Raw genomic sequence first — 15962 nt, 5'->3', positions numbered from 1 at the left:
CTCAGGGCCGCGCAAGCGGGATGACGCGGTCGGCCGGGGCCGCCGGGCGCGGCCGGAGGTGCAGAGCGCCGTCGGCCCACTCGGCGCGCGGGTCGGTCCAGTGCTCGTCCGGGGCGGGGTCGAAGACGTGTTCGATCGCGCGGTCCGCGTCGTAGACGACCAGCGAGTTGATCGTGGTGACCAGGTAACCCATCGTGTAGTCCTGGGCCGGGTGGTCGTCCGGCCCGTCGGCCTGCGCGACGTAGAAACGGTTGCCGAGCCACCACCCGCACGGATCCATGGTGTGGTCCTCGCCGACCGGCGTCCCGTCGACCCAGAGGCGCCCATCGGAGAAGACGGACCGGTGGCGGTTGTCGGCGGTGAAGCGGATCCACCGGCCGCGGCCGTCGGTGAAGGTGTCGCAGCCGCCCGGCACCGGGCCCTCCCGGCCGCCCTCGCCGGCCGGATCCCGCAGGCAGATCTCGGGGGCGCGGCAGGAACGGTCGAGGCGGCGGGTGCACCCCAGGCCGGCGGCGACGCACGCGTGGCGATCGGACAGCACGTCAGCCCCCCAGGGTCGTTGATCGGACAGGATCCTAGCGGCCGTAACGGCCCTACGCTGGGGCGATGACGCAGGCGGACAGCGCTCTCCCCGCGACCGTGTCGCTTCCGGACTTCCTCGCGGGCAACGAGATCGGGAAACTCACGCTCGACGAGCGGCGGCTCATCGTGCGGCAGGCCCTGCTGATCCTCGAGAGCAACTACGCGCTGCTGGGGTTCAAGGTGGCCCGCTACGGCATCAACCCGTTGCAGCGGCTCCGGCTCCTCGACCAGCGCCTGGCCCGGCAGGAGGACGACCCGGGCCGCGAGTGGCGGCTGCACGAGGAGCTCGTCGCCATCTTCAACTCGCTGCGTGACCTGCACACCCGGTACACGCTGCCGGAGCCGTTCAACGGCGCCGGCGCGTACCTGCCCTTCCTGCTCAAGGAGTTCGTCGAGGACGGCCGCCACCGGTACCTGGTCGGGCGGTCGACGGCGGAGCTCGGCGACGGGCCGTTCGGTTTCGGGGCCGAGGTGACCCATTGGAACGGCGTGCCGATCCACCGCGCCGTCGAACGGTTCGCCGAGTGTCTGCCGGGCGCCAACCCGGAGGCCCGGCACGCCCGCGCGGTCAGCATGTTCACCGTGCGCTCGCTCGCTTTCGGGCCCCCGCCCGACGAGGACTGGGTCATCATCCGGTACGTCGACCGGGACGGGCAGGAGCGGGAGACCCGTCAGGTGTGGAGCGTGGTGCCGATCGCCACCACCGCCGAGGGGCCGGCCGCCGAGGTCGGCACCCCGCTCGGCGTCGACGCCGAGGGCGCCCAGCTGGCCTGGCTGCGCGCCGCCCTGTTCGCGCCGGAGGCGCTGGCCGGCGACTCGGCCGGCCCGGGCATCCCCTCCGAGGCGCCGACCGTCTTCGAGGCGCGCCGGGTGCCGGTGGGCGACCGCGTCGTCGGGCACCTGCGGATCCGCACGTTCCTGCCGACCGGCAGCGGCGTGCTCGGCTTCGTCCGTGAGTTCATCCGCCTGCTCGGCCTGCTGCCCCCCGACGGCCTGGTGCTCGACATCCGCGGCAACGGCGGCGGCGCCGTGCTCGCCTCCGAGATGTGCCTGCAGGCGCTGGTCGCCCGCCCGGTCGAGCCGGAGCCGGCTCAGTTCGCGGCCACCCCGCTCAATCTGCGGATCGCCCGGCGGAACGACCAGTTGGAGCCCTGGCGCAAGTCGCTCGATCAGGCGATCGACTCGGGCGCCCTCTACTCGGCCGGCATCCCGCTCACCGGGCGCGACATGCTGGAGGTCGTCCCGCAGTCCTACTTCGGGCCGATCGTCCTGCTCACCGACGCCCGCTGCTACTCGGCGGCCGACATCTTCGCGGCCGGCTTCCAGGACAACGGCATCGGCCTGGTCCTGGGCGTCGACAACAACACCGGCGCCGGCGGCGGCAACATCTGGCAGCTGGGTGACCTGCTGGCCCGGCTGCCCGACGGAGATTCGCCGTACAAGCCGCTCCCGCACGGCGCCGGCCTGTCGCTGGTGATCCGCCGAGTGCTGCGGGTCGGACCGAACGCCGGCACCCCGCTCGAGGACTACGGCGTCGTGCCCCGCACGCTGCACCGTCCGACCCGGCGCGACGTGCTCGAGGACGACGCCGACCTGTTCGCCGAGGCGCTCAAGCTGCTCGACGAGCTGCCCCGGCGCCACTTCGACGTCGAGCTGGCCGAGGTGGACGGCCGGCTGACCGCCTCGTTCGCGACCGCCGGGGTCGACCGGGCCGACGTCGTCGTGGACGGCCGCCCGCGCTGCACCACCGACCTGGGCGGCGGCGAGGGCCCCCTGGAGATCCCCGGAGCCACCGGCGGCCGGGAGGTCCGGATCCTCGGCTTCGACCGGGGTGAGCTGGTCGCCCTGCGCACCTTCGTCCGCAAGGCCCCGGGCCTGCGATTGCGGCGGACCCTGGGTGATTAACCTGGTGCCGTGACCGACCTTGACGAAAGCACCGTGCAGCCCGACCTCATCGCCACCCACTACCTGACCGGCATCGACGACGTCACCGAGCATCTGCGCGCCGCGAACCAGCTGGGCCTGGGCGTCCGCGTGCGCAGCTACCTGGAGGCCGACGAGGAGGGCGAGGGCCTGGTCGAGCACTGGGAGGTCGAGCTGCTCACCGCCTCACCGGTGATCGAGGAGGAGCCGGCGCCGGTAGGGGCGGACGGCCCAGGGCAGTCCGAGCTCTGACGGCAGAGACAGGGTGGCGGCGGCCTTCACCAGCACCTCGTTGATGCCGAGGATGGTGCGGTGCGGGCCGTCGACGGCCACCGTGTCGCCGGCGAGCAGCCGGGGGAGCGGGGCGCCGGCCAGAGTTTCCAGCACCGCGGTGAAATCGGCGGTGACGGCCAACGGAACCAGCAGCGGGGTGCCGTCGGCGCGGTGGTCGAGCAGGTTGGTGAGCAGATCGGCCCGGCCGGGGACCTCGGCCAGGGTGGCCGCGCCGGGTCGGGCCAGGCGGTCGGTCGGATACTCCAGGAGGGCCCGGCCGCCGGCGCCCCGGGCCTCGATCTCGCCCGCGATGAAGTCCTCGCCGGCGAGTGTCACGGCCACCAGGAGCTGGAGGCCGCTGTCGAAGGTGACCCGGGCGAAAGCGGTGTCGTCCACCTCGATGTCCCGGGTGCGGTAGCGCTCGACGGCCAGCTGGCGGGGCCGCCCGGCGCCGGCCGCGGTGCCCGTGGCCAGGGCCTGCATGACGGCGTGGGCCAAGGGGTTGACCAGCGCGCCGTCGACGCCCCGGCGGCCCGCCCACGAGGCGCGGGCGTAGTAGGCGTCGTCGCGCTGCCACGACGCCACCGCCCCGATCCCCGTCAGCGGGGTGGGCAGAGCGTCGCGAAAACGGGACCACGCGGCCGAGCCCAGAGCCTGGAATCCGACCTGACAGACGCGGCCGGACGCCGTCAGAGCCGACGTGAGCGTCGCGTGGTCGGCCCGGGACAGCACCGGTGGTTTCTCCAGGAGCAGGTCGCAGCCGTACGAGAGGGCGTCCAGGGCGATCGGCAGGTGCGTCGGTGGCGGCGTGCAGATCACCACCACGTCGGGCCGGGTCGCCGACAGGAGCGTGCGGTGGTCGGTGAAGACCGGCGCCTCGGGCTCGGCGACGGGCTGGGGGTCGGCCATGCCCACGAACTGCACATGCGATGTGCCGGAGATGTTCCGGCGATGCCACGCCCCATGGCCGTTGGCGCCGATCAGAGCGACCTTCACCGCACACCGGCCAGGGTGTCCGCGACGCCGTGCTTCGTCAGTGCCGTGAGCCACGAGACGATCTCGGCGCGCAGGCCGGCGTCGTCGGCCAGGTCGGCGGCGAAGACGGTGTCCAGGCCGAGCAGCGCGTCCACCACACCCTCGGCAGAGGCGGGAGCGGCCGCGAGCCGGGCCCGGATCCGGTCGGCCAGCGGATCGTCCAGCGGCAGCGCGCGGCCGTCGTCGGCGGTGCCCTGCACGAAGCGCATCCAGGCCGCGACCACGAGCGCGCCCCAGCGCGGCATCGAACCGGCCTTGCGGCAGTCCTGGATGGTGTGCAGGACCCGCTGCGGGAGCTTCTGCGAGCCGTCGCCCGCCACCTGCAGGGTGCGATAGGCGATGGCCGGATTCTCGAAGCGGGTCAACACCTCTTCCCCGTACGCCGAGGGGTCGACCCCGGGCGGCGGCGACAGGCACGGGGTGATGTCGTCGGCGATGAAGTGCCGCATCGCGGGGAGCATGCCGGGCATCTGGAGGGCGGCCGCGATGGTCTCGCGGCCGGCCAGCGCGCCCAGGTAGGCGATCGCCGAGTGCACCCCGTTGAGGGTACGGATCTTCAGGCGCTCCCACGGCTGCGCGTCGTCGGTGAGGACGGCCCCGGCGAGATCCCAGGCGGGACGCCCGGCCGGGAAGTCGTCCTCGATGACCCACTGGCGATACGGCTCGCCGCTGACCGCCGCGTCGTCCCGGACGCCCAGGGCGCGCTCCGCGATCGCGTAGGTCTCGGCCGTGCTGGCCGGGACGATCCGGTCGACCATGGTCCCCGGGAAGGTCACGCTGGACGCCACCCACTCGGCGGTCCCGGTCGCCGCGGCCAGGTGGTGCACGAGCCCGCGCAACCGGTGGCCGTTGGACGGCAGGTTGTCGCAGCTGACCAGCGCGATCGGCCCGGCGTCGGCCCGCCGCCGGGCGGCCAGGCCGCGGATGAGCAGGCCGGGCACGGTCCGCGGCGCGCGGTCGGTCTCGAGGTCGGCCCGCAGGTCGTCGTCGAGCAGCAGCCGCCCGGTGGCCGGGTCGAGCTTGTAGCCCTTCTCGGTGACGGTCAGCGTGACGACCCGGATCGCCGGGTCGGCCAGTAGCGCCACCACGGCGGCCGGGTCGGCGCGGGCCGGCAGCGCGCCGGCCAGCGCGCTGATCACCCGGGTGCTGGTGCCGGACGGGCCGAGCGTGGTGACGCTGTAGCGGAAGTCCTGGGCGCGCAGCGCGTCGACGACGGCGCGCGAGCGCGGGGCGATCCCGACGATGCCCCAGTCGCCGCCGGCCGCGGCCATCGCGTCCTCGGTGTAGACCGCCTGGTGGGCCCGGAAGAAGGCGCCGAGTCCGAGGTGCACGACGCCCGGCGCGGGCAGCGACGTTCGGGTCAGTTCCATGCCGGCCCCTCGGGGAAGGAGAACTCGGCGATCGACTCGGGCTTCAGGTCGGAGCTGTAGCCGGGTTTCTCCGGTACGAGATAACGGCCGTTCCGGGTCCGTACGGGGTCGGTGAAGTGCTCGTGGAGATGGTCCACGTACTCGACCATGCGGCCGTCGAGGGACGTGCCCACCCGCAGGTAGTCGAAGATCGCCAGGTGCTGGACGAGCTCGCACAGGCCGACCCCGCCGGCGTGCGGGCAGACCGGAACCCCGAACTTGGCGGCGAGCAGCAGTTCGGCCAGCACCTCGGGGATGCCGGCGACCCGGCACGCGTCGATCTGCATGACGCCGATCGCCTCGGCCTGCAGCAGTTGCTTGAAGATGACCCGGTTGGCCGCCACCTCGCCGGTGGCGACCCGGACCGGCGTCACGGCGCGCTGGATGCGGGCGTGGCCGAGCACGTCGTCCGGGTGGGTCGGCTCCTCGATCCAGTACGGGTCGAACTCGGCCAGCCGGGCCATGTTGGCGATCGCCTCGTCGACGCCCCAGATCTGGTTGGCGTCCATCATGAGCAGCGCGTCCGGCCCGATCTCGGCGCGGATGATCCGGGCCCGGCGTACGTCGTCCTCGATCGGCCCGCCGACCTTCATCTTCATGGCCCGCCAGCCCTCGGCGTACGCGGTACGGGTCAGCTGCCGCACCTTGTCGTCCGGGTAGCCGAGCCAGCCGACGCTGGTGGTGTACGAGGGGAAGCCCTCCGAGCGCAGAAGGGCGAGCCGGTCGGCCAGGCCGTCGCGGCCCTTGTCGAGGATCGCGGCCGCCTCGCCCGGCGTGAGGGCGTCGTCGATGTGCCGGAAGTCGACGCAGGCGACCAGATCGGCCGTGGGCATCTCGGCGAGCAGCTGCCACATCGGCTTGCCCTCGGTCTTGGCCCGCAGGTCCCAGACCGCGTTGACCAGGGCGCCGGTCGCCATGTGCAGGGCGCCCTTCTCGGGCCCGATCCACCGCAGTTGCACGTCGGCGGTGAGCGACCGCAGGAACTCGAGCGGATCGTTGCCCATGGCGAGGACGGCCGGGGCCAGAGCCCGTACACAAGCCGCGGTTATCTCGTTGCCCCGGCCGTTGGTGAAGGTGAATCCGGTGCCCGTGAAAGGTCCGTCGGTCACCAGCTCGACGTAGGTGGCGGAGTAGTCGCCCTTGTTGATCGAGTCGGAGCCGTCGCCGGCGGCCGCGGTGGGGAAGCGGACGTCGTGAACCCGTACGTCAGTGATCATGCGGTCCTGCCGATCTTGAAGATGCGCTTGGGGAGGTGGTACGCGAGGTCGGCCATCGTCGCGGCGGCCTCGTCGAGCGGCAGCCGGTCCTGCACGACCAGCGAGGCGAGGTAGGCGGCGTCGACCCGGCGCGCGATGTCGTGCCGGACCGGGATCGAGCAGAAGGCGCGCGTGTCGTCGACGAAACCGGCCGTGTTGTAGAAGCCGGCCGAGTCGGTCACCGCCTCGCGGAAGCGCAGCATGGCGCCCGGCGTGTCGAGGAACCACCAGGGCGCGCCCAGGAACAGCGCCGGATAGCCGCCGGCCAGCGGGGCGAGTTCCCGGCTGAACGCCTGCTCGTCGAGCGTGTACAGGACCACCGTCAACTGCGGTTCCATGCCGTACGCGTCCAGGAGGGGCCGAAGTGCCTCCACATAGGACGTGGCCTGCGGGATGTCCCCGCCCACATCGGCCCCGTGGGCAGCGAACAGCCGCCGGTTGTGGTTGCGCACGGCGCCCGGGTGCAGCTGCAGGACCAGGCCGTCGTCGAGCGACATCCGCGCGAACTCCAGCAGCATGTGCCCGCGGAACGCCTCGGCGTCGGCCGCAGTCGCCTCGCCGTGCAGCGCCCGGTCGTACAGGGCGCCCGCCTCGGCGGGGGAGAGGGCGACCGTCCGCGCCGTCGGGTGCCCGTGGTCGGACGACGTCGCGCCGGCCCCGATGAACGCCTCCCGGCGCCGGCGCAGGGCCTGAAGATATCCGGCGTACGTGCCGGTGTCCTGGCCGGCCAGCTCGCCCATCCGGGCCACCGCCTCGGCCCAGTCGTCGCGCTCCAGGTCGACCACGTTGTCCGGCCGGAACGTGCTGATCACCCGGCCGCCCGGCCCGCCCCAGCCGTCGGCGGCCAGCTTGGCGTGCCGGCTCAGGTCGTCGGTGGGGAACTCGGTGGTGGCCAGCACCTCGATGCCGAACCGCTCGAACAGGGCCCGCGGCCGGAACGCCGGCTCGGCCAGGCGGGCGGCGATCTCGTCGTACACGTCGTCGGCCGTCTCCGGGCCGAGTCGTTTCTCCACGCCGAACACGGTGCTGAACGTCCGCTCCAGCCACAGCCGCGACGGCGTACCCCGGAAGAGATGCCAGTTCTCCGCCAGCAGCCGCCAGATGACCCGCCCGTCCGTCTCGACCGGCCCGCCGTCGCGGCGCGGCACGCCCAGCCGGTCCGGCGCGATGCCCTGGCTCAGCAGCATCCGCGTGACGTAGTGGTCGGGCACGATCAGCAGGCGCGCCGGGTCGGAAAAGGGCTCGTCGTCGGCCAGCAGGCCCGGGTCGACGTGCCCGTGCGGGCTGAGCAGCGGCAGGTCGCGCGCGGCCGCGTGCAGCTCGCGGGCGATGCCGGCCTGCGCCGGGTCGAGGGCGAATACGGGGTCGGTCACGCGGTAACTTCCTCTCCGAGCAGGCCGGCCACCGCGACCGGGGCCGACTCGTGCAGGCTGCGGTTGGCGGCCAGGCCGGTCAGCAGCGCCAGCGCGCCGTCCCGGGCGGTCGCCGAGCGGTTCATCGGGTCGGCGCGGCCGCCCAGCAGCACGCCGGTCATCCGGGCGTCGGCCCCGCCGTGCCCCTCGCGACTGCGCGGCTGGAGCTCCACCGCGTACGGCGGCGCCCAGAACGGCCGGATGGTCAGCGTCACCGAGCCCGCCTCGGGGGAGGCGCCCTGCTTGACCTCGCCGGCCGCGGCCGGGCTGACGTGGTCGCTCTCGATCACCTCGAGCTCGAGCCGGCCCCGGCTGCCGTTGACCATCAGGCGGTATCCCTCCCAGGGCGCGTACGCCGTGAGGTGGTAGGTCATGGTGGCGCCGGTGTCGTAGCGGACCAGCACGGCCAGGTCGTCCTCGATGGTGACGCCGGGGGCGAAGACGTTGCGGTCGCGCAGGTAGCCGTCGTCGCCCTCGGCGTCCAGGTAGAGGGCCTTGAGCTTGTCGTTGCCGGCCAGGTCGAGCGCGAACGGGTCGCCGGCCGCGCCGGGGCTGCCGGTCGACCGCTCGTACTCGCGGGCGTAGCCGTGGCGGCGGCCGTCCTCGCCGTAGAAGAAGAGCCGGCCCTGCGCGTAGACCTCCCGGGGCGTGGCGCCGAGCCACCAGTTGACCAGGTCGAAGTGATGGCCCGACTTGTGCACGAGCAGGCCGCCGGAGTTGGCCTTGTCGCGGTGCCAGCGGCGGAAGTAGTCGGCGCCGTGCCGCACGTCGAGCAGCCACTCGAAGTGCACCGAGCCGATCTCGCCGATCTCGCCGCGGGCGAGCAGCGTGCGGACCATCTCGTGCACCGGGTTGAACCGGTAGTTGAAGGCGACCTGGACCTTTCGTCCCGTCCTTCTCACCGCGTCGAGGATCGTGGCGCAGCTCTCGGCGTCGACGGTCATCGGCTTCTCGGTGATGACGTCGCAGCCGGCCTCGAGGGCGGTCACGATGTGCCCGGCGTGGGTGCTGTCGACGCTGGTCACGATCAGCTCGTCGACGCGTTCCTTGGCGAGCATCGCGGCCAGGTCGGCGGCCTGATAGGTCGGTACGGGGTCATCGAGCCAGCCGTTGTGCGCGTCCATCCGCGACTGGTTGACGTCGGCCAGCGCGACGAGCTCGGCGTGGGGTTCCGCGGTGATCGCTCTGATGAACATCTCGGCGCGCGAGCCGGCGCCGACGACGGCGAAGCGTCTCATTCGGGAGTCCTCCCGGGCAGCAAAGGTTTGCAGGGAAGTTAGACAGATCGATCCCCGTGAGTCAACGATCCGCTGGCTTTTGTCCGCTTAAGAGCGCCTTCTCAGTATCCGTTCGTCACCTGCCTGCAACAGAACGGCATTGACATGTGTGCAACCGCTTGCATTAATGGGCGTCAACCCGTGACCGGGGACACATTGGAGGTGGGCATGTCAGTAACGATCCGCGATGTCGCGAAGGCGTCCGGCGTGCACATCTCGACGGTGTCCCGGACCTTCTCGGCGCCGCATCTGGTCAACCCGAACACGCGCAGCCGGGTGCTGGCCTGTGCCGAGCAGCTCGGCTACCGGCCCAACCGGGCGGCCCGGGCGCTGATCACCGGCCGGACCTACAACATCGGCCTGATCGTGGCCGACATCGCCAACCCGTTCTTCCCGCCGCTGATCAAGGCGGCCGAGAGCCAGGCCCGCAAGCACGACCACCACATCTTCGTGGCCGACACCAACGAGGACCCGGCGCTCGAGGAAGAGGTCGTGCGCGCGCTGGCCAAGCAGGTCGACGGCGTGCTGCTGTGCAGCCCCCGGATGAGCAACACGCTGATCGAGCAGCTCAGCCGCGAGGTGCCGCTGGTCGTCGTCAACCGGCAGATCGCCGGCATCCCGGCCGTCGCGATGGACGTGGCCGGCGGCGCCCGCCGAGCCGTCGACCATCTCGCCGGGCTCGGCCACCGCCACCTCGCCCTGGTCAGCGGCCCGCGCGGCTCGTGGACCAGCCGCGAGATCCGCCGCTCGGCGACCGCCACCGCGCGCGCCGCGAACGCCGAGCTCACCATCATCGGACCGAACCCGCCGACCGAGGTCGGCGGCCTGACCGTGGCCGAGGACGTGCTGCGGGCCGGCGCCACAGCGGTGCTGGCCTACAACGACCTCATGGCCATCGGTCTCATCGAGGGTCTGCTGGCCGCCGGTGCCCACGTGCCCGGCGACGTCAGCGTCGTCGGCATCGACGACATCATGCTCAGCCGGCTCACCCGCCCGAAGCTGACCACGGTGGCGACTCCCACCGCCGCCGCCGGTCGGGCTGCCGTCGACATGCTGCTCGCGCATGGCGACGACCGCCGCACCACCGCTCACGTCCATCTGCAGACCGAACTGGTCATCCGCGACTCGACGGGGCCGGGCCCGGGTCCGCACAGCCCTGCGGACCCGGGCGACGTGATCGCCCCCGGAGGTGTCGCCTCCTAAAAAGGAGTACGCGCCATGGAGCCCATCACGAGGGGTCTCACGCCCGCTCAACGTACCCGACGCCGGCTGCTCGCCGCCGTTCTCACCCTGCCTCTGCTCCTTCCGGCGGCGGCGTGCGGTGGTGACGACGACGGTGGTGGCTCGGGCAGTGACAAGGTCGAACTGTCGTTCTTCTGGTGGGGTGCGGAGAAACGCGCCGAACTCACCGAGAAGGCGCTCGACCTCTACACCGCCAAGCACCCCAACGTGACGTTCAAGAAGACCTGGCAGGCCAACCAGGGTTACTTCGACAAGCTGGCCACGCTCACCGCGGGCGGCAACGCCCCGGACATCTTCCAGATCGACGACAACTACATCTCCGAGTACGCCGAACGCAACGTCACCCTCGACCTCAAGCCCTACACCGAGAGCGGCAAGCTCGACATCACCAAGATCTCCAAGGGCCTGATCGACTACGGGACTGTCGACGGCAAGCTGGCCGGGCTGTCCATGGGCGAGAACACCCAGGGATTGGTGTACGACAAGACGCTGCTCACCACGAACAAGCTGCCCGAGCCCAAGACCGGCATGAGCTGGGAGGACTTCATCTCCTGGGCGGCCACCGTCTCCAAGACGGCCAAGGTGCCCGGCACCCAGGACCCGAGCGCGGTCTACCAGGCGCTCTGGGTCTACCTGCGGCAGAACGGCAAGGACCTGTACAAGGACAAGACGCTCGCCTTCGACGAGGCCGACATCACCAAGTGGTTCCAGCTGTGGAAGGGCGCCCGCGAGCAGGGGGCGACGCCGACCCCGGACGTGATCCACGAGGGCAACGCCACCGACATCAGCAAGCAGCTGGTGGTCACCGGCAAGGCCGGCACGTCGTGGGTCTGGGTCAACCAGATGCCGGAGCTGAAGAAGAACACCAAGAGCGAGCTGGGCGTCATCGCGTACCCGGGTGACCCGAGCGCGCAGTGGGCCCGCGCCTCCATGTACTTCTCGGCCTTCCGCGGCACCAAGCACAAGGACGCCGCCGTCGACGTGCTGAACTTCCTGGCCAACGACCCCGAGGCGGGCAAGATCCTGGGCACCGACCGGGGCCTGCCGCCCAACCTCGACGTCCGCAAGACGGTCGCCGAGACCGCCACCGACCCGGCCATGAAGCAGACCATCGCCGTGCAGGACGAGCTGAGCAAGAAGTTCGGCCCGACCTCGCCCAGCGTCCCGCCGGCCGGCCACAGCAAGGTCAAGACCGAGCTGGTCCGCATCGCCGAGGAGGTCCAGTACGGCCGTCAGACGCCGGAGCAGGGGGCCGCGGCCTTCGTCACCGCCGCCAAGGCGGCCATCGGACAGGGTTAAGACAACTGTGACAACGGCTCAGATACCGGTCCGTCCGACCGGCCCCGTGCCCCCGCCCCCCGCCGCCCCGCGGCGGGGCGGCCGGGCGCGCCGGCGCCGCGAGGACCTGGCCGGATACGTTTTCCTCTCACCGTGGCTGCTCGGGCTGCTGGGCATCACGGCGATCCCGATGCTGCTCTCGCTGTACCTGAGCTTCACCGACTACAGCCCGCTCATCGACGTCGGTGAGGCGCAGTGGGTCGGGTTCGACAACTACCGCGAGATGTTCACGGCCGATCCGTCGTACTGGCACGCGGTGCGCGTCACCGTCACCTTCGCGCTGGTCGCCGTGCCGCTCAAGCTGGCCGCCGCGCTCGGGGTGGCGCTGCTGCTCAACAAGGCGTTCAAGGGCATCGCGGTGTTCCGCGGCCTGTTCTACCTGCCGTCGCTGCTCGGCGGCAGCGTGGCCGTGGCGATCGTCTGGCGCAGCATGTTCAACCGGGAGGGCGCCTTCAACTCGTTCCTGGCCCTGTTCGGGATCGAGGGCGCGCCCTGGGTGAACGATCCGCAGTGGGCGCTCGAGACGCTGATGCTGCTGGCCATCTGGCAGTTCGGCGCCCCGATGGTGATCTTCCTGGCCGGTCTCAAGCAGGTGCCGGCCGAGCTGTACGAGGCGGCCTCGGTCGACGGGGCCGGCGCCTGGCGCCAGTTCACCCACATCACGCTGCCGATGCTGTCGCCGGTCATCTTCTTCAACCTGGTCCTCGAGACCATCCACGGCTTCCAGGGCTTCACGTCGGCCTTCGTGCTCAGCGGCGGCACCGGCGGCCCGGTCGACTCGACGCTGATGTACACGCTGCACCTGTACAACAAGGGCTTCGTCGAGCTGAACATGGGCTACGCCTCGGCCATGGCCTGGGTCTTCCTGCTCGTGGTCGGCCTGATCACCGTGGTGCTCTTCAACACCGGCAAGTTCTGGGTCCACTACTCCGACAACGAGGAGCGGTGATGTCTTCGAAGATCAGACTTGCCGCGCTGATCGTCATTCTCGCGATCGTGCTCTATCCGCTGGTGTGGATGGTCGGCACGTCGTTCAAGTCGCCCGAGGAGATCGTCAACAACATCGGGCTGATCCCGCGGGAGTTCACCCCGTCGAACTTCAGCGAGGGCTGGAACAAGTTCGACGAGGCCTTCGGCCGGTTCTTCCTCAACAGCGCCATGGTGGCCGTGCTGACGGTGGTCGGCAACACGCTGAGCTGCCTGCTGGCCGCGTACGCCTTCGGCCGTCTGAGGTTCCGGATGCGCGGCTTCTGGTTCGCCATCATGATCGGTACGCTGCTCCTGCCGGGCCACGTGCTGATCATCCCGCAGTACATCCTGTTCCGGACGCTGGGCTGGGTCGGCGGCGACTGGCCGTACCTGCCCCTGCTGGTGCCGCACTTCCTGGCCACCGAGGCGTTCTTCGTCTTCCTGATGGTGCAGTTCATGCGCGGCATCCCGCGCGAGCTGGACGAGGCCGCGGTGATCGACGGCGCGTCCCCGTACAGCATCTTCCGTCATGTGATCCTGCCGCTCTCGCGGCCGGCGCTGGTCACGACGGCGATCTTCTCGTTCATCTGGACCTGGAACGACTTCTTCCGGCAGCTGGTCTACCTGTCCGAGCTCAAGGACTACACGGCGCCGGTCGCGCTGACGCTGTTCATCGACTCCACCAGCGAGAGCTCGGTCGGCCCGATGTTCGCGATGTCGCTGCTGTCGCTGGTCCCGGTCTTCCTGTTCTTCGTGGCCTTCCAGCGGCTGCTGGTCGAGGGCATCAACACGAGCGGGCTCAAGGGATGAAACACGACTCGTGGCGGGTGGCCGCCGACCTGGCCCTGCTCGGCATCGTGGTGACCCTCTTGTCCCTTCCGGTGGTCACGCTGGGAGCGGCCTTCCTGGTCGGGGCCGCCTCTATTCAGAACCACATCGTGTATGGACGGTGGCTCACCTTCGCGGAATCATGGGCGCTGTTCCGTGCCCGTTTTGTCCGCGGCCTCCTGGCCGGTCCGCTGTTGCTCGCGGCGGTCTGGCTGATCGCGGTCGACGTGGCAGCGCTGTCCCGTGGCGCTGTCCCGGGCGGGCGACTCGTGATCACCGTCGTCTTGATCATCGGAGTCGGACTTATCGGATTTGCGGCTTTGGTGGCTGGTGTCGGGTCGCTCCGCCTGGCACGGGCCACCGTGGTGGCCCGCCCGGCGTTGCTTGCCCCCGTCGGCGGGATCGTGGTGATCGTCGCCGTGCTGGGGATGCTCGTACACCCCGTACTCGTGCCTGTCCTTGTGGGTTTCGCGCTTTTCGCCGTTCAGTCCTTCCTGTCGACGAAGTCGAGGGCGACCGCCGCGAACAGGGGGGAGTCGACGACGTTGTAGTGGGTCAGGCCCGGCAGGATGGCGAGCGCGTGCCCGCCCTTCGGCCGGCCCTCACCCGTCCAGCCGCCGTCCCGGTGACCGCCGTCGAGCAGCCCGAACACCTCGACGAAATGGCTCGGCGGGCACATGTCGGCGTCGGCGGCCACGATCTGGGTCGGCACGCTGATCCTCTTGACCTCCTCGGTGTAGTCGAAGTCCTGGGCCATCGCCTGGCCGATCTTGTCGAGCAGGCGCGGGAAGTCCTCCGGCCGCGGCGCCACCCGCTGGTACAGCTCGTACATCGGGGTGTCCTTCATGAACTCGGCGGCGGCCGCCCCGACCTGGCCCTGCTGGTCGAGGATCTCCTGGTAGGTGGCGCCACGCCGGATTCCGGCCGAGCCGGACACCACGCGGCCGACCTTGTCCGGGTGGCGGATGGCGAGCAGCAGGGCGACGCCGCCACCGAGCGAGAAACCCACCACGTCCGGCTTCTCGAGTCCCAGGTGGTCGATGAGCGCGGCGATGTCGTCGGCCATCGCCTCGATGCTCAACGGCCGGTCGATGTCGGCCGTACGGCCGTGACCCTGAAGGTCGGGCAGGATCACCCGGTGGTGGTCGGCGAACGCGGGCAGGATGGCCGCGAACATCTCGCCCGAGCCGAGGCCACCGTGGAGCAGGATCAGCGGCGTACCCTCGCCGTGCGTCTCGTAGTAGAGGTTGAGTCCGTTGACCTCGGCGTACATGATGTCTCCTCATCGAATGCGTCTGTGCCCGGTCAGACTCGCCCACCCGGGGAAACTCATCGCGGCGGACACAACTTTTTCCGATAGATTCGTCGGGGTGAGCGACGTCACCGCCCCGATCGAGACGCAGCTGGAGGCTTTCCGGCCCGAGCTGACCGGCTACTGCTACCGCATGCTCGGCTCCGGCTTCGAGGCGGAGGACGCGGTGCAGGACACGATGGTGCGCGCCTGGAAGAGCTACGACAGTTTCGAAGGGCGGGCGGCGCTGCGCTCCTGGCTCTACCGCATCGCCACGAACGTCTGCCTGACCATGCTCGGCAGCGCCCAGCGCCGGGTCCGCCCGATGGACCTCGGCCCGGCCGGTTCCGGCCACGCGACCGACCCCGGCGAGCCCCGCCCCGACCAGATCTGGGTCGGCCCGATCCCCGACGACAAGGTGGTCGACCCGGCTCATGTGATCGCCGAGCGCGAGTCGATCCGGCTGGCCTTCGTGGCCGCCCTGCAACACCTGCCGGCCAAGCAGCGCGCGGTGCTGATCCTGCGCGAGGTGCTGGCGTGGTCGGCCCAGGAGGTGGCCGACCTGCTGGACACGTCGGTGGCCGGGGTGAACAGCGCTTTGCAGCGGGCCCGGGCGACGCTGTCTTCGGTTGACACCGCCGAGGTCTACAAGCCCCTCGACAAGGACCAGAAATCGCTGCTGGCGCGATACGTGAGCGCCTTCGAGTCGTACGACCTGAAGGCTTTGACCTCGCTCCTGCACGAGGACGCCACCCTGAACATGCCGCCGCTCCCGCTGTGGCTGCGAGGCCCCGACGACATCACGGCCTGGATGAGCGGAACCGGCTCGGGCTGCCGAGGCTCCCGCCTGCTGCCGGTGGCGGCGAGCGGCCTGCCGGCCTTCGGCCAGTACCGCCCCTCCTTGTCCGGCGCCGGCCACGACCCGTGGGCGCTGATCGTCCTGGAGATCTCCGAGGGCCGGATCGCCCGGGTCACCAACTTCCTCGACACCCCGCGGCTGTTCCCCCTGTTCGGCCTCCCGGCCCACCTCGGCTAGCTTGAGTTTTAACCTGTTCGGCGTGGCCGTGGAGTGGTTGAGGGCTTCTTTCTGGGTGTGCTTTTCGGGCGATCGTTCCTGGTGACGATGT

General features: G+C 70.8%; 15 protein-coding genes. 8 read left to right on the top strand and 7 right to left on the bottom strand.

From position 1 onward, the window contains the following. Position 1 precedes the first annotated feature (1 nt). Positions 2-541, bottom strand: a complete 540-nt coding sequence (locus AB0C26_RS39825; RefSeq protein ID WP_360258604.1) for a hypothetical protein — start codon at positions 539-541, stop codon at positions 2-4. 65 nt (positions 542-606) lie between these two features. Between AB0C26_RS39825 and AB0C26_RS39820 the strand changes: the two genes are divergently transcribed. Next, complete coding sequence (locus tag AB0C26_RS39820) at positions 607-2487, top strand: S41 family peptidase (RefSeq protein WP_360258601.1); 1881 nt, start codon at positions 607-609, stop codon at positions 2485-2487. 9 nt (positions 2488-2496) lie between these two features. Continuing rightward, positions 2497-2757: a hypothetical protein gene (locus tag AB0C26_RS39815; RefSeq protein ID WP_360258598.1), complete on the top strand. Its 261-nt coding sequence runs from the start codon at positions 2497-2499 to the stop codon at positions 2755-2757. Here AB0C26_RS39815 and AB0C26_RS39810 read toward each other — a convergent pair. Genes AB0C26_RS39810 through AB0C26_RS39790 form a run of 5 tightly spaced genes read right to left on the bottom strand, consistent with a single transcriptional unit; the run spans position 2692 to position 9128 of the window. Continuing rightward, positions 2692-3774 carry a Gfo/Idh/MocA family oxidoreductase gene (locus AB0C26_RS39810; protein WP_360258595.1) on the bottom strand — a complete coding sequence of 361 codons (1083 nt, stop codon included), beginning with the start codon at positions 3772-3774 and terminating at the stop codon, positions 2692-2694. The genes AB0C26_RS39815 and AB0C26_RS39810 overlap by 66 nt on opposite strands. Then, entirely contained in the window at positions 3771-5183 is a 1413-nt protein-coding gene (locus tag AB0C26_RS39805) for a mannitol dehydrogenase family protein (protein ID WP_360258592.1), read from the bottom strand. Before AB0C26_RS39805 ends, AB0C26_RS39810 begins: the two co-directional genes overlap by 4 nt. Continuing rightward, positions 5174-6439: an enolase C-terminal domain-like protein gene (locus AB0C26_RS39800; RefSeq protein WP_360258589.1), complete on the bottom strand. Its 1266-nt coding sequence runs from the start codon at positions 6437-6439 to the stop codon at positions 5174-5176. Before AB0C26_RS39800 ends, AB0C26_RS39805 begins: the two co-directional genes overlap by 10 nt. Next, on the bottom strand, positions 6436-7851 hold the full coding sequence (uxaC, locus tag AB0C26_RS39795) for a glucuronate isomerase (protein WP_360258586.1): 1416 nt from the start codon (positions 7849-7851) through the stop codon (positions 6436-6438). Before uxaC ends, AB0C26_RS39800 begins: the two co-directional genes overlap by 4 nt. Beyond that, complete coding sequence (locus AB0C26_RS39790; protein ID WP_360258583.1) at positions 7848-9128, bottom strand: Gfo/Idh/MocA family oxidoreductase; 1281 nt, start codon at positions 9126-9128, stop codon at positions 7848-7850. The genes uxaC and AB0C26_RS39790 overlap by 4 nt, the downstream gene beginning before the upstream one ends. A gap of 207 nt (positions 9129-9335) precedes the next feature. Between AB0C26_RS39790 and AB0C26_RS39785 the strand changes: the two genes are divergently transcribed. Genes AB0C26_RS39785 through AB0C26_RS39765 form a run of 5 tightly spaced genes read left to right on the top strand, consistent with a single transcriptional unit; the run spans position 9336 to position 14095 of the window. Continuing rightward, complete coding sequence (locus AB0C26_RS39785; RefSeq protein ID WP_360258580.1) at positions 9336-10370, top strand: LacI family DNA-binding transcriptional regulator; 1035 nt, start codon at positions 9336-9338, stop codon at positions 10368-10370. A gap of 15 nt (positions 10371-10385) precedes the next feature. After that, positions 10386-11708 carry an extracellular solute-binding protein gene (locus AB0C26_RS39780; protein ID WP_360258577.1) on the top strand — a complete coding sequence of 441 codons (1323 nt, stop codon included), beginning with the start codon at positions 10386-10388 and terminating at the stop codon, positions 11706-11708. A 46-nt stretch (positions 11709-11754) separates the two neighbouring features. Beyond that, positions 11755-12696: a sugar ABC transporter permease gene (locus AB0C26_RS39775; RefSeq protein WP_360258574.1), complete on the top strand. Its 942-nt coding sequence runs from the start codon at positions 11755-11757 to the stop codon at positions 12694-12696. Continuing rightward, entirely contained in the window at positions 12696-13526 is an 831-nt protein-coding gene (locus AB0C26_RS39770; protein WP_360258571.1) for a carbohydrate ABC transporter permease, read from the top strand. Before AB0C26_RS39775 ends, AB0C26_RS39770 begins: the two co-directional genes overlap by 1 nt. Before the next feature lie 17 nt (positions 13527-13543). After that, positions 13544-14095 (top strand): hypothetical protein, encoded by a 552-nt coding sequence (locus tag AB0C26_RS39765; RefSeq protein WP_360258568.1) that lies wholly within the window; start codon positions 13544-13546, stop codon positions 14093-14095. Here AB0C26_RS39765 and AB0C26_RS39760 read toward each other — a convergent pair. Next, entirely contained in the window at positions 14029-14820 is a 792-nt protein-coding gene (locus tag AB0C26_RS39760) for an alpha/beta hydrolase (RefSeq protein WP_360258941.1), read from the bottom strand. The genes AB0C26_RS39765 and AB0C26_RS39760 overlap by 67 nt on opposite strands. A gap of 94 nt (positions 14821-14914) precedes the next feature. Here AB0C26_RS39760 and AB0C26_RS39755 point away from each other — a divergent pair, with 94 nt between their 5' ends. Next, a complete protein-coding gene (locus AB0C26_RS39755; protein ID WP_360258565.1) occupies positions 14915-15871 on the top strand; it encodes a sigma-70 family RNA polymerase sigma factor in 957 nt (318 codons plus the stop codon). Positions 15872-15962 lie beyond the last annotated feature (91 nt).

It is taken from the genome of Actinoplanes sp. NPDC048796 (assembly GCF_040650035.1).
Lineage (GTDB): Bacteria > Actinomycetota > Actinomycetes > Mycobacteriales > Micromonosporaceae > Actinoplanes.
The sequence above is the reverse complement of the archived record's forward strand: the minus strand, read 5'-3'. Positions and strand labels throughout refer to the sequence as shown.